General features: G+C 45.4%; 16 protein-coding genes. All 16 read right to left on the bottom strand.

What is annotated here, in order from left to right; translation table 11 throughout:
• Nucleotides 1–8: 8 nt before the first annotated feature.
• The 16 genes from NSQ20_RS04075 to rlmD all read right to left on the bottom strand — a co-directional run bounded on the left by NSQ20_RS04075 (nucleotide 9) and on the right by rlmD (nucleotide 18022).
• A complete protein-coding gene (locus NSQ20_RS04075; protein WP_340031867.1) occupies nucleotides 9–1043 on the bottom strand; it encodes a hypothetical protein in 1035 nt (344 codons plus the stop codon).
• 46 nt (nucleotides 1044–1089) lie between these two features.
• Nucleotides 1090–2043: a class I SAM-dependent methyltransferase gene (locus tag NSQ20_RS04070; protein ID WP_340031866.1), complete on the bottom strand. Its 954-nt coding sequence runs from the start codon at nucleotides 2041–2043 to the stop codon at nucleotides 1090–1092.
• Between the two features lie 5 nt (nucleotides 2044–2048).
• Nucleotides 2049–2897: an FkbM family methyltransferase gene (locus NSQ20_RS04065; RefSeq protein ID WP_340031865.1), complete on the bottom strand. Its 849-nt coding sequence runs from the start codon at nucleotides 2895–2897 to the stop codon at nucleotides 2049–2051.
• Between the two features lie 40 nt (nucleotides 2898–2937).
• On the bottom strand, nucleotides 2938–3750 hold the full coding sequence (locus tag NSQ20_RS04060; RefSeq protein WP_017690645.1) for an ABC-2 family transporter protein: 813 nt from the start codon (nucleotides 3748–3750) through the stop codon (nucleotides 2938–2940).
• Between the two features lie 4 nt (nucleotides 3751–3754).
• Nucleotides 3755–4564, bottom strand: coding sequence for an ABC-2 family transporter protein (locus NSQ20_RS04055; protein ID WP_017690646.1), 810 nt, complete (start codon nucleotides 4562–4564; stop codon nucleotides 3755–3757).
• Entirely contained in the window at nucleotides 4542–5546 is a 1005-nt protein-coding gene (locus NSQ20_RS04050) for an ATP-binding cassette domain-containing protein (protein ID WP_340031864.1), read from the bottom strand. Before NSQ20_RS04050 ends, NSQ20_RS04055 begins: the two co-directional genes overlap by 23 nt.
• Nucleotides 5547–5578: 32 nt before the next feature.
• Nucleotides 5579–6757, bottom strand: a complete 1179-nt coding sequence (locus tag NSQ20_RS04045; protein WP_340031863.1) for a radical SAM protein — start codon at nucleotides 6755–6757, stop codon at nucleotides 5579–5581.
• A gap of 42 nt (nucleotides 6758–6799) precedes the next feature.
• Nucleotides 6800–7894 (bottom strand): radical SAM protein, encoded by a 1095-nt coding sequence (locus tag NSQ20_RS04040; RefSeq protein WP_340031862.1) that lies wholly within the window; start codon nucleotides 7892–7894, stop codon nucleotides 6800–6802.
• A gap of 27 nt (nucleotides 7895–7921) precedes the next feature.
• Nucleotides 7922–9037 carry a UDP-glucuronosyltransferase gene (locus NSQ20_RS04035; protein WP_340031861.1) on the bottom strand — a complete coding sequence of 372 codons (1116 nt, stop codon included), beginning with the start codon at nucleotides 9035–9037 and terminating at the stop codon, nucleotides 7922–7924.
• A 44-nt stretch (nucleotides 9038–9081) separates the two neighbouring features.
• Entirely contained in the window at nucleotides 9082–10440 is a 1359-nt protein-coding gene (locus tag NSQ20_RS04030) for a hypothetical protein (protein ID WP_340031859.1), read from the bottom strand.
• Nucleotides 10437–10688 (bottom strand): acyl carrier protein, encoded by a 252-nt coding sequence (locus NSQ20_RS04025; RefSeq protein WP_340031858.1) that lies wholly within the window; start codon nucleotides 10686–10688, stop codon nucleotides 10437–10439. Before NSQ20_RS04025 ends, NSQ20_RS04030 begins: the two co-directional genes overlap by 4 nt.
• A 13-nt stretch (nucleotides 10689–10701) precedes the next feature.
• Nucleotides 10702–11631 carry an NAD-dependent epimerase/dehydratase family protein gene (locus NSQ20_RS04020; RefSeq protein ID WP_211083169.1) on the bottom strand — a complete coding sequence of 310 codons (930 nt, stop codon included), beginning with the start codon at nucleotides 11629–11631 and terminating at the stop codon, nucleotides 10702–10704.
• Nucleotides 11632–12020: 389 nt separating this feature from the next.
• The gene (locus tag NSQ20_RS04015) at nucleotides 12021–13076 is read right to left on the bottom strand and encodes a hypothetical protein (RefSeq protein WP_340031857.1); all 1056 of its coding nucleotides are present in this window, start codon (nucleotides 13074–13076) and stop codon (nucleotides 12021–12023) included.
• 49 nt (nucleotides 13077–13125) lie between these two features.
• Nucleotides 13126–14619 (bottom strand): class I adenylate-forming enzyme family protein, encoded by a 1494-nt coding sequence (locus NSQ20_RS04010; RefSeq protein WP_340031856.1) that lies wholly within the window; start codon nucleotides 14617–14619, stop codon nucleotides 13126–13128.
• Complete coding sequence (locus NSQ20_RS04005; RefSeq protein ID WP_340031855.1) at nucleotides 14616–14855, bottom strand: phosphopantetheine-binding protein; 240 nt, start codon at nucleotides 14853–14855, stop codon at nucleotides 14616–14618. Before NSQ20_RS04005 ends, NSQ20_RS04010 begins: the two co-directional genes overlap by 4 nt.
• A gap of 1391 nt (nucleotides 14856–16246) precedes the next feature.
• Nucleotides 16247–18022 carry a 23S rRNA (uracil(1939)-C(5))-methyltransferase RlmD gene (rlmD, locus tag NSQ20_RS04000; RefSeq protein WP_340031854.1) on the bottom strand — a complete coding sequence of 592 codons (1776 nt, stop codon included), beginning with the start codon at nucleotides 18020–18022 and terminating at the stop codon, nucleotides 16247–16249.
• Between the last annotated feature and the right edge of the window lie 104 nt (nucleotides 18023–18126).

The following is an 18126-nucleotide window of genomic DNA, read 5'->3' as shown; positions in this document are numbered from 1 at the left end:
ATGTGATTTTACCTAAAAGCCTTTAACATTAAAAATAATTGATTATGAAAATGTACTTCATTCGTATATATTTTTGTAAATAAACCAATGCACTTGTCTATGATTTCCCCAGTGAACTTTTGGGACATGATGGCTTTATTCGAATAAATCCTTACTGTCTTCCAGTCATGAATAATTTGGTCCAATAACGGGTCAAGCGTATGTTTTGCATTGATATGATCAATGTTGTACTTATAGAGAGTATTTAACCTGTATTTCTCAGAACATTTTCTATAAATAGTACTGCTCAGTGTTTCTATAATCGTTTCATTTTTTATAATGAGCTCGTAATTTTCTGCCAACAACCGTATATTATTCAAACTTTCCGTTATTTCATTTTGATACCTGCACATATTTTCTACGAATGTATTGATGGTTGTATGTGCTAAATTCTTATTGTTCAAGATCTCATGATTACCGGGGGGCACTAGCGCATATTCCCAAAAGTAGTCTGGCATCTTTACGTGTTCCGAAGTCATACATGACCATTTAAATTCTGAAAATGGCAGAGAATATTGTCTGTATTCTGTGATATCATCAACCGTATATATTTCCTCGTTCGTAAGATTGAAGCCATAGACAAAAACAGGGTGCAGTCCATGTTTTTTGTTATAGTAAAAGTCTCTCCCGCGTTGATAAAATAAATCAATAAATATGGAAATCGGATGACCACTTGAAATAGAGTTTATGATCTCATCTTGTAACGTATCTAGTTCAGGGGATTTTTTACGAATAGAGATCCCCATTTCCTCAAGGATCTGATCTCCCTCCTCAAGATCCAACACCTCTAACTTGAAATATCCTCTTGTTTGTATTTTTTGTTTATCAAATCTATACATACTAATAACATTATTCAAAATCGGCAACTCATCTTTTTTAAAATATCTGGCAAGCGTTAACAACAAATTGTAGCCGCAATTAAAATAAGGAAAATTATGATGAGGATACATTTTTGTCATGCCGTCGAAGGGCTGAAAGGTGTCCAGGGAAATAATTTCTTCCATAAAATATTTCTCCTATACTAAAATTATTGTTGATATTACGGCTATATTACCTCTTAACAAGGTTCATCATACGGTATTGCCGCGTTCCAGCCTTCATCTCTTCATATTTCTTCGAGCCGGGCAATGCGATGAATTCATTGATATCTCCAATATTCGTGCTCGCTTTGGCATTGCTCGCAATCCCTTGTGTGCCAGTACGCTGCTTCGCACTCTCATCACATGATAGAAGAACATTCGAAGTCACATCCTGATTGCGGATTACAGACAGGCCTGCTTCCTCTAACAGCCTGATGTTCTGCGCTACCTGATCTCCCAGCATCAGCTCCGTATACAGAAATACGCCGCCAACTCTCATTATCCGGTACACCTCTTCATAGAATCGTGATCGGTTCGGATAGGCATGTGCGGATTCTATATTTAACACCACATCGAAGCTCTCGTCTGCAAACGGTATATTCTCCGCATCGCCGACGAGATACAAAGATTCACCCCCTCGGGATTTGGCATTGCAATAGGCAATATTCGCCGGGCAGATGTCGAGACCGACAATAGACAGCGGCTTAAAATATTTAGACAGAGCTGCTATGTTCCCTCCCCTGCCGCATCCGATGTCGATCACCTGCCGCTCCCGAATCGCCGTCCTGCCCACTGTCTCAAGCAGCAGCTTGACCGAGTTTCTATTCCATGCATCGTCGGGCTCGATCACCGCATGTTGCTCATTCCCGTGCGGGACGTAACCATAATTTAAGAAGGTGGCGAATCGGCCTATACCGGACAGCGCAAGAGAGTGCGAAATCTCGCTATAATCCCGAATTTCAGCCTCTTTCCTTTTCCATTCGGAAGGGTGAACAAACTGCTCACGCCGGTCGAGCATCGATACATAACGGTCATCGTTCGTATATACCGCATCGCAGCTGCAGCATTGCAGCAATGCCTCCGACTGGACCAGCACGCCCTTGCAGCTGGAGCATACCAACCTTGCATGTAGATGTTGTAACATGACTATCACCCAGCCGACGTATGCATTTGATTCAACGCGTACACATTATAGTAATTTGGGATATTCAAATCTTCGTAGTAATCGATCACGGCATAGAAGCCGTTGGTTTGGAAGATGTTCTCGAGCCTGCTGATCTGCTCTCCGTCCAGTCCGTGTACCTCCATTACAATTTGCCTGATTTTGCCCCAATCTTCCGGTTCGATTCCTTCCAGCACCTCAAACTCACTTTTTTCCACGTCGATTTTGAGAAGATCAATTTGGTTCAGATCATAAAAACGGATCATTTCGGAGATCGTAGTTAGCTTGCAACGATAGATTTGTTCATTCAGAAGCTTCGGCGACATAAGATGATCGACAAAGCGGTTTAGCATTCGCGGGTCAGCGAAATTATCTTCGTAATGGTTGATTAACCCGTATCGGAGATCCTGATCGTGGTTCTCCCTGTATTTGATCTGGACAGAGTCCGTGGACATCGTAGGAAAATAGGCAAACTCCGCTTCCTTGATCTCATTGGAAAGCCCGACGTTAACCGTCGTTACGCGAGGCAGCGAGCTCGTATTCATCTTCAAGAGTTTAAACGTCGGAGGCAGTGGCTCAAAGGCATACACCCTGCAGTCGCTCTTGCTGCTGACATATAGGCTGAACATGCCGATATTAGCCCCGACGTCCAGGACCGTGCCATGATCCGGAAGCGTAATACCGTGCTTGAAATACATCTCCTTGTGGAAAATCTCGTTGTAGAGAAACTCGGTCTCTCCTTCGTTGTTTTGATAGATTTCAATCCCGTTGTGCAGCCGTTTCTTTGTAATGGCCTCTGTCTGCAATGGATGACCCTCATACTCCGTCTTGCTCATTCAATTCACCTTCTCAACAATTTGTTTGTAGGGCATTTCTCTAACTGCTGGCGCTTTCATAGCGTTTGACGGCCAGCTTCCAGAACAGCCTGACCACTAGAAGCGATATAACGGGAGCTACAAAAATCCATATCCCAAGGAACAAGTCCAATCGATCGATCAAATAAACCGACGGCATGTTGGTGATGAACAAGATCGGCACAACATACAGCCCTATTCTCCGCAGCCATTTGGGGTATATATACATCGGCATATTGTTCAAATCCCAACATTTGTCGAGTATTTCGAAGATCGAACCGGACTTCACCGTCCAGAAGGCAAGGATTTGCGGAAGTAGAAGCACTGAATAGGTCACGATCGTGCTACTCAAGATCACGCCGATATATCCGGCCACGTGGATCAAGCTTGGCTCGATGTCAAGACGCCGCCAAGCCAGTACGATCATCGTGATCCCGGCGATCAGGTTCGGGATCGGAAACGCGAAGTTAACATGCCGGAACGAAATCATGAACTGCAGCGAAAGCGGCTTCGTCATATACAAGTCCAGCGTCCCGTTGCGGATATGGCCGGCGAATCTATAAAAGTTATCCATAAACAGTCCTGTATAGATTGCGATCATAATCGTATAGGTCCCCGTGAAGATCAACATCTGGTCAGGAGAAATGCCATTGATTTCGATCCCGAGCTGGAAAACGAACAAGATATAGATCAGCTTGGAAAACAGAAATACGGTCTCCATGATCAAACCGGAGTAGAAATTCGCTTTGTATTCCATGTAACCGACCAAGCTGTTCTTTGCGAAAATAAAGAACATACGTACATGCTTCCGAAACTCCGTCAAGCTGATACTCACAGATCTAACCTCCAACGGCTACATATTTCCTCATCCCGGAATCCCACGACAACTTCGAAATCATCATAAGCACAATTACCCAGACCGCTTGTAAGAGGAGTCCGCGCACGATTTCATGAATCGCCATGCTCCCATTGATGATGTTAACCGGGAAGAATACGACATATTGAAACGGTAAATAGCTGGAGATTCTGGCAAACGTATCTCCGAAAATATTAAGCGGAAAGATGGCACCACTGAGCAGATAGACGCCTTGGTTGAACGCGATATAAACGCCCCAAACCTCGGTAATGATGAACGCGAGAGCACTAATCGAATAAAAAAGCAGGAAGTTGATGAGCAGTCCGAACAGAATGCTGACGAGGAACATAACGATCTGCACCCCTCTAAGCTGAAACCCCCAAATCTGAGTAAAAACGATCATCAGTATGACGAATAAGACAAGGACGACCCCGATCTGAACCGTTTTCCCACCGAAAAAATTGCATATCCGATAGCTGAAATAATGAATGGGCTGAGCGATAAATTTGCTCAGTCCACCCGTCTTGATATCATTCGCGATTTCCCCTTCGAAGCCGGCAGAAACCAGCTTGGAGACGACGCCGGACAACACGGAATAAATGATGATCTGTGAATAAGTATAGCCATTAATAATCTCTTGCGGCGAACTGCGAAACACGGCCGTCCAGAGGAAGCATTGGACGAGAATGATGAAGCCGCCGCTGATGATGCTCATAAAGAAATCGGTCCGATACTCCATCGCATTCTGAAGCGCAAGGATGTACGTCCTTTTATACTTCTGTAAGGCTTTCATGTCTGACCCCATCTTTCTGATACAAGCTTTCGATGCCTCGTTCGACAGGTATATCTTCAACTGTGAAATCGAGGATCGGGAACCGGTCCAGCATCATCTTGGAAAGCCGCTGAAGGTCATGCTTATCGATCTCCATGACGGCATTCATGCCGTCATGTTGCATGATAGCGCCATAGTCGCTTAGCGCTTGCCTCGGCACTTCGTCCGTAAATTGCAGCTTGATGATCTTTTTTGCATGAAACAGCTCGTTCACACGCCGAAGATCGCCGTCGTATACGATCTTCCCTTGATTGATGATGATTGTTCGTTTGCATAAATCCTCAATATCCGCCATATAGTGGCTTGTCAGAATAACCGTTGCTTTTGTCTGCTGGTTATAATACTTCAGGAACTCCCGAATGCGCTTCTGCGAAATCAGATCGAGTCCGATTGTAGGCTCATCCAGAAAAATCACCTTAGGCCGGTGGATGAGCGACGCAATTAACTCCATCTTCATCCGTTCCCCCAGCGAAAGCCTACGTACCTGAATATTGAGCAGATCTTTAACATCAAGCATCTCCGTAAGCTCATCCAGGACAAGGTTGTAGGGCTTATCCTCGACCTCATAAATGCATTTGTTCAGGTACAACGATTCGTTCGCCGGTAAATCCCACCACAACTGCGATTTCTGCCCCATCACGATCGAGAACTGCATCTTGAATTCTTTTTTTCGCTCCCAAGGGACATAGCCTAATACCGTCGCTTGCCCGCTTGTCGGATACAAGATGCCGGACAGCATCTTAAGCGTAGTTGTTTTGCCGGAACCGTTTGGGCCTAAGAACCCGACCATCTCGCCTTGCTCGATTAAAAGTGATATCTCGCTAACCGCTTCTTTGATCAGTGATTTCCGCTTCACTAAATTTTTTAGCGATTTTTTGAAACCCAATTCTTTTTCGTAGTAATTGAAGCTTTTGGATAAGCGTTCCACTTGGATAATACTCACTGGTTCACCTCATTTATGCTCATGTAGAATAGTTAAACACCGTGCAAATGCAAGACACTGCACTTGGAACATGCCGGTGTCAGTCGTTCATCCATCATTTCCCTTATCCTTCTGTAGGTCATGCCGTGCCATAATTCCTGTACGGACGCTTCATTTAATTGGCCGATCTCAAACTCCTTGAAAAATTTGCATGCAACAATCGTTCCATCGGGCGTAATATCCATCCGGTTCGAGAGAGCCAGGCACTTCTTGTTCATCGTGCCTTTACTCTTCACCTCTTTGCCGAGCACGAAATCTTCGATCTGGTCATAATCCAGATTCGGCTGGTAGCGTAAACGCATTTTCCAGACCCGATTATTCACCCGGTCCAACTCGCTCATCAAAGCAGGGATACGCTCCGGATCGAGCTTGTAGTTAAAGGCGTGCCAGCTTCGTTCGCCCTTGTGCTCGCTCGCCGGAAGGAAGTCGAACTTCTGGTCAAAGTAATCGTCCATTCCCTGCGTGCATTCGTCCGAGATGTACCACGGGAAGCAGACCATGACCATATCTACACCGACGTCCTCCAGAAAGTCCAGCAGATCGTAAAGCTTGTCGGTCATAGCATCGTTAACGACGGTATGGATCGTAATTTTGCCCCTGAATCGGTTTTCCTTGCGCAGCTCGACTAGCATCCGAATAGCATCTATCGCCTTGTTGAATACCCCTTTGCCGCGAAGCGCATCATTCTCTTCTTCGAATCCATCAAGAGCAATGAGCAGCTCCAGATTGTCGGAGATTCTCAGCAAGGCGTCCAGCTTTCGCTCGATCAGGATCGCGTTCGTGCAGATCGTCGTCTCGCGAGGATGGGCTTCAAGCAAATCGGCCAAACGGTCGAAATGGCTGTATACGAGCGGCTCGCCGCCCCAGATATAGAGTCTCGACTTGGCTGGTTCCGTCTCAAGGATCAGCTTCTCCAGCAGCCCGTAGTCGAGCTGTTCCCGCTGCTGCTCCGGTGTCATAAAGTGATGGTATCCGGTGTCGTTCCATTGATAGCAATGCTTACAGCGCAAGTTGCATTGGTTCGTCAGTTTAATCCCGACCGACTCTGGCAACGGTGTCGCGTAACCCGCTATTTTCTCCATGTTCCGCTTTGTTTCCACCGTATTCTTGATAGTACGTTTCAATATTTGCAAATCCTTTGGGGAATGTTTAATCTCTGATTTTGGATTCATATCAACACACCCTTCTTAAACTTATTAGGTCATTCACATGAATCAATAGATATAATACCTTGAACAAGCCGTACAAATCGGAAGCATATTTTTTTTCATATACGCGCGATAATCTTTGTACTTGTCACTACTCCAGATATCCAGCAAACTCTCTTCGTTCACGTTGCCGAAGGTCAAATCATAGAAGGCATGGCAGGGCGAAACGTCGCCCCTTGCCGTAATCTCCGCATAAACCCATGGAAGGGAGCACCGATTTCGTTTATCAGCCATCTGATGGAATTGCCCCGAGAAATAGTTACTCAAATTTTGTTCATCTATCGTCTTCGGATAGGTGATCACATGGATGCGGTTTTTCAAGCAATACGCTTTAACATTATTGAGCTGTCTCGTCAATTCCGGAATATCGATCTGGCTGAACGAACTGGTGTCCCGCCAGACCATCCCCTTGGCATAAGGAGCTTCATGCACGTCGAATTTGTCACTAAGAACCTCCACATATTGGGCATACTGCTCTTCCGTTGCATAGAGCTGCACTTCCATGCTGATATGGTCCAACATCGACAAGTCGATATGCTTAAAGAAAAATTCCTCAACATACATATAGTTCAAGGGCGTAATGATAAAGGATACACCCATTTTCGGAAATTGCTTGCCCTTGCTTTCCCGAAGCTCATAAAGCTTCTCGATCCCCTTGATTACTTTCTTGAATACGCCTTTGCCTCTCTGCCTATCGTTGATTTCCTCAGGGCCGTCGAGCGACATCCAGATCTTATTTGGAGCAGTCTCGACTAGCATCTCGGCATGCTGCTCAAGCAATGTGCCGTTCGTGGGGAAGTCCGCTATGCTTCCATAATGATTGATCATGGCGAGAATGTCGCTCAGCCAAGGGTACATCAGCGGCTCGCCGCCGAAGAAATCGTAATACGGCTTGCCCGGGCTGCACTCGACGATGATCTTTTTAATGAGATCCGGATCCAGATGCGCTAACGTTTTTTTGCTTTTATAGGGACCTTCGAGTCCCCACTCATAGCACATCTTGCATCGTAAATTACACTCCTCCAACAGCTGCATGACGATCCATCTCGGATAGCTTGTCTTTGTCTTATCTTGGGCGATACTCAATTTGTTTACGCTCATCGCATAACCCCTTCTGCCATTGAAATCTTACCCCTTCGTTAACGCGACTCTCGCACAATAATGATCCACATAATTCGTCCGTTCTCCGGGTCTGTTCATGATCGCTTGATGCATCTCCCTAAGGACCTCTACGGAAAAATCCATCTCCCGCCACTTCTCGTAGCGTATTCCGAACCCCAGTGATTCCCACAATTCCAAATTGCTAAGCTCGTGACTTCCGAACGGCTCCAGCAGAATAAGAGGGGTTTCGGATGCAAGCGAGTCGATTAATGTGCCCGCTCCCGGCTTGGCCACGATAGCCATCGCCTCCGAAGCGATATCGAATAACCAATGGTGATCAACCTCAGCGGCGTATGACTTCGTGTCTTCTCCCGTTATTTCGATGTATGGCGGAAACTCGTGCAGGCCGTTCACACTCTTCACCCATGCACACCATTCCGGATCATTCATCCAATATCGGTGATCGGGATCGGGCTTCGCTTCCTTCCAATCGTAAGCTACGATATCAAGCCCATAGTTATGGCCGGCAAGCTCTGGAATTGTACTTTGATAAGTGCCCATCCCCCAGCCGCCGCCATGAACAACAAGCCGCCGCTTCCTTGAGTCGAAGGGCAGTGCCGTACGATGAAGAACTGGGATTTCGCATCGAATCTCCATCTTGTCAGTGTCATAGAGACAAGCATTGTAGTAATACTCGTCATAGCGAGAATGAAACTTCTTCAAGCTCTTCCAAGACGGGGCCAGATCTGAATCGACGTAGAGCAGGTCTACATGAATTTGATTCGGCAGCATCTTCTCCCTATACAAATCCAGAATATAGATCCAGTGTCCGGATAACGATATGAATTCGTACCGGTCTTCCGCTTTCCACGCCTCCAGCAATAGCTCGACCTGGGCATAATCAATGCTGTTGCGTATATCCATCGGCATTCGGGCCGATAAATTGGCAAGTGAGAAATTATTGTGGTAAGCCTTTCTGCTGTCTACAATATGATCCATCTTGTCTTGCTCCAAATAGCTTTCGAACACGAGCACTTCCGTCGCGATATCCCTTTTCTCGAAATCACTTGCAGCTAACAGACCGGGAATATAGAAACCCAGACCGAAACCCGAGCATAGAATCGTCACTTTCCGCTTACCCATAAAATTTCTTCCTCCATTCATGGCTTCAAGCGCTTCGGACTGCATCAGCGGGCGATCTTGAAGGATAACGACGACAGCACCTCCTTAACCTTAGCGGTCAATCGTTCGTTATCCCATTCCCCCTGGATCAACGAATAATATAATCTGCCTTTCACCTGCTTATTCCGGATCCCCTTGCACTCGCTGACGACTTTGTTAATAAGGAGCGTATTCGCGCTTAACGGTAAAATACCGAATCCTCGATCAGGCTTATATAGAACACCCTCGCGGTCCAGCGATTCAAGCAATTGATCGAATGATACATCGCATGCAAACTGTAAAGTCGCATGCGTCATGCTCCCGGCCGTGTCGTGCTTCTTCAGGTAGCGGTCAACGTAATGCTTGATCAGACTCATCGATCTTCTTGCATTCACCTCAACAATCGGAACGATGCGGCCGTCTGTCAACAGCATAGAATCGACGCATACGTCGCCGTGATAACCCGACCGATAAAGCTCGCGAGCCGCCCGTTTCATTACATCAAAATACTTCGCTTCCTGCAGCATATGAAGCAACCTATCGTCTGCTGTATAGGAGCCTTGGTAAGCGAAATTGTGATTAACCAACTGCTGCACTGAGATATGTCGGTAAGTACCGTCCGAATCGATGTGGAATTGGCAAGAAAAATCCAATTCCTTGCGGAGGAACGGCTCAATAATAAACCGAACCGTTTTTCCCTTGCTGCACTGATCGGCGACATAGGATGTGACTCGCTGCAAAATCGCTTCCGACTCGATCAGCAAATTCCCTTTCCCGGATACCCCAAACTCATCTTTGATCAGGAAGGGTCCTTGATTCAGCAAAGTCAAGCCGCTTGCCAGCAGCTCTTCGGGAGAATAGACCGTCTGGCTGTCACACCGAAGATCAAGGCGACGGTTCAATTCGGTTGAATAAAGCTTCGAATTGACAGTCTGAACCGTTTCGATAGCTGGAAAATCCTGTTTCAGCCCGTAACGCGCTGCAGTACGATCCGCCCCCGGAATGACGGCGAAGGGCGACAACCGGGCGCCGTCCAGCAAGTAGAGATCCATGTCACCCATTCGATCGGCTGATGTGAGCAGGTCGAATATATTGGCGGTTCTGCCTGCGCTTCCTACATCAGGACTCTCGAGATCGGTTGAATTGGAAAGAAATTTAAATCCGATCTCATGCAAATACTCTTTATGGCAAACGTTCATTCGATAGCGAGTAATGAGCTGATCCTGCGCCTCGCAAAATGGGAAGAGCAGCTCATCCATGGCCATCACGATATTCTCCATTTCAGGATCGTGAAACGACGGCAGTTTGGCTAGATTAGGGTCGCGCCAGAAGCGTTCCGCGTCAAATGTCCCGATAATGAGCTCGAACTTGCGTCTATCGTTCATACAGGCGCTGTTTTCTGCAGCTCCGAGATATAATTGCAGAAGGTCGTTACCGACTCCATAAGATTGAAGTCGAATTGTTCAAAATCGATTTCAATACCGAAACGCTCTTCCACCTGTAGTACAAAAGTAATTAGCTGTAAAGAGTCCAATCCCCCGTCTTCCATGATGTTCGAATGCTCGTTCAAACTGTTTGCCAGTTGGGCGTCTTCCTTGATTTCGCATATGATCGCTATGATCTGTTCTTGCATAGGTACCTCCCGTTTAATGGATATATTGACCCTGGTAATAATGGATCGTTCTAGCGAGTGCATCATGCAAACTGATCGCCGGTTCCCAGTCCATAATCGTCCTTGAAATGGTAATGTCCGGCTTCCTTCTCCTTGGATCGTCTTCCGGCAGCGGGAGAAACTCTAACTGCGCGTTGGACTTCATTAGCTCCTTCAATATTTGGGCGACTTCAAGTATGGTAACTTCCTCCGGATTCCCCAAATTGACTGGCTGTTCATACGTGGTGCTCAGCAGTCTCACAATCCCTTCCAGCAAATCGTCGATATACTGAAAGCTTCTCGTCTGTCTGCCGTCGCCATAAATCGTAAGGTTTTGCTTGGACATGATTTCATTAATGAAATTGGTAATGACGCGTCCGTCATTTAAATCCATCTTCGGGCCGAATGTATTGAAGATCCGAATGACCCTTACCGGTATACCGTATTTCCTGTTCATCCAGTAGGTGATCGCCTCTGCATACCGCTTCGCTTCGTTGTAGCAGCTTCTTGCTCCAACCGAATTCACGTTGCCATAGTAGCTTTCCGGCTGAGGGTGAACAGTTGGGTTACCGTAGATCTCGCTTGTTGAAGCCAAGAAGAAAGCAGCCTGCTTTTCTTTGGCCAGATACAGCAGATGCATCGTCCCTTCGCTGTTGACCCTCATCGTTTCGATCGGATAGGACAAATATTTGGGCGGACTGGCAGGACTGGCAAAATGCATCACCCAATCGACAGGGCCTTCAATTGCGAGCGGATAAATGACGTCATGCTCGATAAACTTGAAATTGGGCGACCGTAAGAGATTGTCTATGTTGACAGTAGACCCGGTCAGAAAATTATCGACGCCGATAACGGTATGGCCTTCCCGCAGCAGCCTCTCGGCAAGGTTGGAACCGATGAAGCCTGCGACTCCTGTTAATACAATGAATATTATGATCCCCCCCCTTGCTTAAGGTTTGTGAAACCACTATTAATTCAATCGAACAGATATGGTTCTATGCATGAATCACAAGATGTTGGGTCAAATACCAGGAGAGATTCTTGAGGTGAGTGGATTCGCTGTGGTTGTGCCGGAAAAAAGCGCTTGAAGCAATGCGGATCGTTGAAAGACAAGAAGGCAATAGGCTGTCAGCAAACGGAATCTTTAATACAAGAGCAACGGTTTGGCTTACTCAACACGCTGTCTCCCAACGATTATAATCCCGGCATCACTCCTTCCATAAATATGCCCGGATCACCACGGGCTTCGCGCTAAAGCTTCTATTCGGGTGCAAGAAGAGATATCCACAACTGACATCATCTGCTCCCTCAACATTACTGAATAACTACCTTCTTCAGCCATCGTTCAAGGAATATGGATTCTTCATTTTCTATATTCGTAATCAGCGTTTGTAAGCTTTCGGAAATACTCGTATCCTTTGTCAAATTATATTTAATCGCTAGATTCACAAGGATCTTTGCCTGAAGTTCAATAGCTGTGAATTCATCTATATGCTCTTGATTTAATTCAATTAAATGCTGATTATCGTACAAGTACTTGAATCTTAGCGTCATTATCTTCTTATGATCATAAATTAAATGAAAGGGTCTTATATCAAGCATAGCCTTATTTTCCAATGTCTCTTTCGCATAATTAAATAGAGTTGTGTATATTTGCATGCCGAAGTCAAGATTATCCCTGTCGCCCCCGTAGTTAAACATCTCCCAATACTCCGGCGTTTTGTTAGTGAAATAATTTCTTATCGAATTCACTAGGGTATCTGCACTGAATTTATCCTGATTTTGATCATTGAATGTATACAGATAAACCATTTCTCTAAGGTAATCATGATTGGTTGTTAGATGATTTGTGTCGAACGCAAGATTGAAATCATTAAATGATATCTCAGCCTGACTATACACCCCGTTCTTAAAAAAATCGGAAACATACAACATCTCTCTATCCAAATCATAGCCGTAAACAAATATGTCATGATGCAATTGAAGTTTATTGTAGCGATCGCTTAGGGGCACGTAGAAATAATTGATCATGGTGTGGACATAGTTATTAGCATTAATATTTTCTATAATAAAATGAATAACAGAGTCCCATTTAGTTGTTACAGTATCTCTATGTATCTTTTGAGTAGTAATCCATTTGCACGCATCCGAAGGCCGCAGCTCATAAGTCAGAGGGAAATAAAAATCTCCCCAATGATGTTTATAATCTTTGTTAATAAATAATTGAATATAATTGCTAAATATCCATGGATGTGCGCACTCGTAATGGGTAAGTATGGACAAGAGATGAGCATGTTGCGTATAGGTTGTAATCATCGGATAACTGACCGGCAATATTTTTCTTCCCAATGTTTGAGTTGAATTCTTCAACCTTTCGTTCACCCCTCGTTATTTGGTTAAATGGCTTAAGGATGCCGAATCAGTATATCTCATTTAGCAATAAGCGCTTCGTACTTGCCCTGTCCAGTTTTCCTGTTTTTGTTTTTGGAATATTATCTATAACCCTCCATTGTCTAGGCACTTTATACGATGACAAATGCAAGTTGCAATGTCGTGTCAGTGCATCTATATCAACCAGGCATTCATTAAAAACTTTCAGAAATGCGATAGGCACTTCGCCTAACAGATCATCGTGTACACCAACAACCATGACCTCCTCCACTTCTTTCAAGCCGTACAAAAATTCCTCGATTTCTTCCGGATAGATATTGATACCGCCGGATATAATGATATTCTTCTTTCGGCCTGTGAGTATAAGACACCCTGATTCATTCCAATATCCCAAATCTCCTGTCTTTAACCAACCCTCAACAATGGTAGCGTTCGTTAACTCCGGGTTTTTGTAATAACCGAGCATCACATTCGGGCCCTTGACACAAATTTCTCCGATAGCCGCTCCTTCAACCTCATTCTCTTCTTCGTCAACAAGACGAATAGAAACGTCATTTATGGGTGATCCACAGGATAGGCAGCGCTCTCCCCGTTCCATCATGGTCACCCGCGGAGAAGCTTCGGTCAATCCATAGGTTTGAATAATGTCCGCGTGAGGAAATACAGTCTGAAGATGGTCTACTAATTTCGCGGGAATCGCCGCACCGCTAATTACAATAAATTCAATTGAATCAAAGGCACTCCAGTTCTTTGTCTGATGGAAATCGGAAACAAAGTGCATCAATTGCGTAGGCACCGCTGAGAATGCCGTGACCGCCTTATTCTGAAACAGTTTAAACGCGGTGCGCGGCAGAAAGGGCAAGCTGATAAGTTTAATTCGGGTTCCATATAACATACAAGAAATTAATTGCGTGACAATCGTAGAACTGAAATGAACGGGCATCGTTACAAGAAACGAATCTTGATCCGTATACCCCACCTTTCCGCCATGTGCCAACGCATTCGTTAATACATTCCAATGGGATAACATAACGATTTTAGATTTTCCGGTTGTGCCCGATGTAGGAAGGAGAATCGCACATTGATTGGGATCGGACTGATTGGTTAACGAGATCGATTCGAACGAAGGCATTGGTTCTTGCGATAAATCCTGAGCGGTAACCCAAGGTATGTCGCAATTTAAATGCGATGGCTGTGCAGATTTGCTGATAACCAATTTGGCGTCACTGGCATTTAAAATATTTTCAATTTCAGTATTGGACGCCGAATAAGGAACCGGTACTAACACATAACCGCAGAATTGAATGCCCAGCGCCGCCATAATGAACAAGGGCTCATTATTTGTGTATAATGCAAGATGACTTCCGGACTCAAGCTCAAAATTCTTGTGGATATATAAAGAAATCAAGTAAGCTTCTGTCATCACTTCTGCGTAAGTCCATTGCTGCTTTAGATCTTCAAGGATAATATGATCTTGGCGATCAGAGGCCTCCAGAAATAGACGCTGAATGATAGTCATCATAGCGTTTTCACAGTCAAATAATTAAGGATTAATCCAGCCGTGGAGAACTTCTCAAATAACAGATCTTCATCAGGGATCGAGATGTTAAACTTCGATTCCATTAAAACAATAAGCTTGATGAAGCCTACTGAATCGATCCCTTGGTCCAACAAACGGGTATCGTGGTCTTCCGGATACTCGATGTCCAGCTCAGCAAAAATTTCATCTCTCAAGATATATTCTATTGATTTAGACATCATATTCCCCCGTTAGATAATCTTTAGAAAGGCTGATTAAAGAGGATAGTATACGTGATAAGCAAGTGAGAGTATTGTGAAGAAGAAAAAGTTCATAACGATGTACAAGGTGAATTTGCACTGAAAGAGTTGTTTGCATAGTTGTATGCAGAGATTCTGCAATTCATGCTGGAGGCGGAGTATGACACGATGCAGGACATAAAAAGCTTGACGCGAAGAGTACAACGACGGAAATAATTGAGGGTTGCCATCGTCAACATCGCAAAGCCAAAGAAAAAAGCATTTTCCCAAGCAATGAAGCGTTGCTGAAAATGCTCTACAAAACTACGATGAATGTCACTCGTAAATGAACAGAGTGTATATAAAACTGGGAGTAAGTCCCCAATCAACTCTCCATTTTCTTCCTCGACGGGATCGAACTATACTGCGTAAAGTCTTGCTTGGTAGCGTTTACACTAGTAGATTTACAGCACCAAGCGCCCGATATATTTAATATAATTACAAATATACCAATTGTCAACAGTTTTGAAAAAGCCCGTTGATGCCCTCTGGAATTCCATTCGTCATCTGGTTGTTTCTCTCATTTGCGATTGTTTCAAAATGTGTATGGTAAAGGGAAAATATAGTTAACGCAACCATTCCAGTCATAAAGAATACGCCCAATACAATAAACATTGTCAGAATGCTTCATAACCACAATGTCGAAGTGTTTTCGTCTAGGGACTGTTAAGCTTATGAGGAAACAGACGAGCGGAGATATTGATAAGGAGAACGGCTCGACTTCAAACTGGAATCGCTCACGAACACGATACAGAATCACGTGTATCAGCGTCCAAAGCTGAGTTAATGAAGGTTGCCTCGCTTTGACGTCCAATCGAAATCAGTTATAACTCTAGCACATGGGTAAACACGGTTTCCAGTAACCTCTTTCATCCGTTCGGAAAGAAAGAGGTTACTGGTACGAAAGTCTGGCTGTTGGCCAGCGGCGAGCCACATGAAGATGATATTTTCACGAACCGCCCTACAAGGCTTCTCTACCCACATTTGGCTACAAGCGTGATGATAAGAAGCTTCTACTTGATGAGATCTATGCCCCTATAGTTCAAGAAAATTCACCTCTATCTGTATTAGGTTTAGGGTGTGTACAAAATCAGTAATTACTTCATTATTACAGGTACAAAAAAAGACACGGAAGAACAACTCCGTGCCTATATAAAGCAATTATCCCGCTTCACCGAACTTCAAATTGAAGGTCAACAAGTCTTTAAGCAGGCACTTCAAAGACTTATTCAAAAAATTGAAGTTATTAAAGACGGTTCAATCAAAGCCATACATTATATATTTCCCGTCCTCAATCCATAAGGAAGTTGGAACAACGAGAGGCGTAGGAATTAATCCTGCCCCTTCCATTTTAACATCGCCACCGATTCCACATGCACCGTATGCGGGAACATATCCACCGGCGTTACCTCCACGGTGCGATAGCCGCCATCTTCCAACACACGAAGATCACGTGCCAGCGTACTCGGATTACAACTCACGTAAACCACGCGTTCCGGCTTCATCTCCAGGATGGTATCGAGCAAACGCGGGTCGCAGCCTTTTCGTGGTGGGTCGACAACGATGACGTCAGCTTCGATGCCTTGTTCTTTCCAGCGTGGTATAACGTCCTCAGAAGCACCAACTTCGAACTTAACATTACGCATCTCGTTCAATAGAGCATTGCTCCGCGCATCCTCGATCGCTTCAGGCACGATCTCTACCCCATACACCTGATCCGCATGTTGCGCGAGGAAAAGAGAAATCGTTCCGATGCCGCAATAGGCATCAATCACCGTCTCTTTGCCGCTCAGTCCTGCGTACTCTACCGTTTTCCCATACAGTACTTCCGTCTGCACCGGATTCACCTGATAGAACGAACGTGCCGAGATGGCAAACTGCACATCACCGATATAATCATAGATTACATCACGGCCCCACAGGACGCGGGTTTCATCGCCAAAGATGACGTTGGTCTGTTTTTTGTTCACGTTCTGGCAGATGCTCGCCACATGCGGAATGGCTTCACGGATACTGCCAATCCATTCGTCTTTGTACGGAATGTCTCGACCATTCGTAACCAGGACAAGCATCATCTCGCCTGTACGGAACGCTTTCTTGACGACAACGTGACGCAGCAATCCGCGACCTGTCTCTTCGTTATAGGCGCTAATTCCAAAATGACTGCCAATCTCCTTCACCTTCGCGACCACTTCGTCATTGTGTTCATGCTGAATGAGGCAGCTCTCCATATCGATGATCCGGTGACTTCCTTTGGCGTAAAAACCACCTACCAGACCACCCTCGGCAGCTCCAATTGGCACCTGTGCTTTATTCCGATAGCGCCATGGCTCGTCCATACCCATCGTAGGGAGGACACGAATGCCTTGCGCCGTATCCTCTTCGTTCATGACACCTTCAAGGCGAAGGCGAATACGATTGCTGCCGATCATTTGCACTTCAGATGTAGCCGGTCCAGTAGTCTGGTTCGCATCATTTCCCAACCGTTCCGCCAGCTTAGCCTCACCAACTGAAGCGTCATCCTGCACGTTGGATGCCAGCGTTTCCGCATCCTCCACCATCACGTTCAACTTGCCAATCCGTTGCAAATTATCTACCACCAATTGGCGTTTCCAAGCAAGCTGTCCGGCATAACTCATATGCTGGATCTGGCAACCGCCGCACTGATCGTAGATCGGGCATGGCGCGGACACACGATCCGGGCTTGCCTTCACGATCTCCAGCAGTTTGGCGTAACCGTATTGCTTTTTGGTTTTCATCACGCGCACACGCACGGTTTCACCTGGAAGCGCACCCTGCACAAAGAGCGTGTATCCATTCGCACGACCTACACCCTCACCGTCATGGTTCATGCCAATGATGTCGATGACGGTCTCTTCATTTTTGCTAACAGGCAGTCCTTCGATTGGTGCAGATTCACGCGCTCTTCCCTTTGGACGAACGGCAGAAAGAGATGCGCCTTGTGGCCGCACCTCTTTTCCCTGCTGACGTGTAGATGGACGAGATGATTGACTTGGCTGACGGGACGCTGAAGCGTTCCCTTGCCCCTGAGAGGCAGCCGAATTCCGGCGGTTTTTTCCACGACCGCTGCGATTCGTATTAGACAACGTACATTCACTTCTTTCTTCTTATATGGTATCACATCAAAAAATAACGTTCCGAATTTCTAATGAACTTCAGAAACGTTATATCATCCTCGGATGGTGTTTTC

Source organism: Paenibacillus sp. FSL K6-1122, from assembly GCF_037977015.1.
Lineage (GTDB): Bacteria > Bacillota > Bacilli > Paenibacillales > Paenibacillaceae > Paenibacillus > Paenibacillus amylolyticus.
The sequence above is the reverse complement of the archived record's forward strand: the minus strand, read 5'-3'. Positions and strand labels throughout refer to the sequence as shown.

Excerpts from the sequence above, each read along its gene's own strand:
- NSQ20_RS04055 (WP_017690646.1), bottom strand. The coding sequence starts at position 4,564 with ATGAAAGCCTTACAGAAGTATAAAAGGACGTACATCCTTGCGCTTCAG.
- NSQ20_RS04010 (WP_340031856.1), bottom strand. The coding sequence starts at position 14,619 with ATGATGACTATCATTCAGCGTCTATTTCTGGAGGCCTCTGATCGCCAA.
- NSQ20_RS04005 (WP_340031855.1), bottom strand. The coding sequence starts at position 14,855 with ATGTCTAAATCAATAGAATATATCTTGAGAGATGAAATTTTTGCTGAG.
- NSQ20_RS04040 (WP_340031862.1), bottom strand. The coding sequence starts at position 7,894 with ATGAGCGTAAACAAATTGAGTATCGCCCAAGATAAGACAAAGACAAGC.
- NSQ20_RS04035 (WP_340031861.1), bottom strand. The coding sequence starts at position 9,037 with ATGGGTAAGCGGAAAGTGACGATTCTATGCTCGGGTTTCGGTCTGGGT.
- NSQ20_RS04030 (WP_340031859.1), bottom strand. The coding sequence starts at position 10,440 with ATGAACGATAGACGCAAGTTCGAGCTCATTATCGGGACATTTGACGCG.
- NSQ20_RS04025 (WP_340031858.1), bottom strand. The coding sequence starts at position 10,688 with ATGCAAGAACAGATCATAGCGATCATATGCGAAATCAAGGAAGACGCC.
- NSQ20_RS04070 (WP_340031866.1), bottom strand. The coding sequence starts at position 2,043 with ATGTTACAACATCTACATGCAAGGTTGGTATGCTCCAGCTGCAAGGGC.
- NSQ20_RS04075 (WP_340031867.1), bottom strand. The coding sequence starts at position 1,043 with ATGGAAGAAATTATTTCCCTGGACACCTTTCAGCCCTTCGACGGCATG.
- NSQ20_RS04045 (WP_340031863.1), bottom strand. The coding sequence starts at position 6,757 with ATGAATCCAAAATCAGAGATTAAACATTCCCCAAAGGATTTGCAAATA.
- NSQ20_RS04065 (WP_340031865.1), bottom strand. The coding sequence starts at position 2,897 with ATGAGCAAGACGGAGTATGAGGGTCATCCATTGCAGACAGAGGCCATT.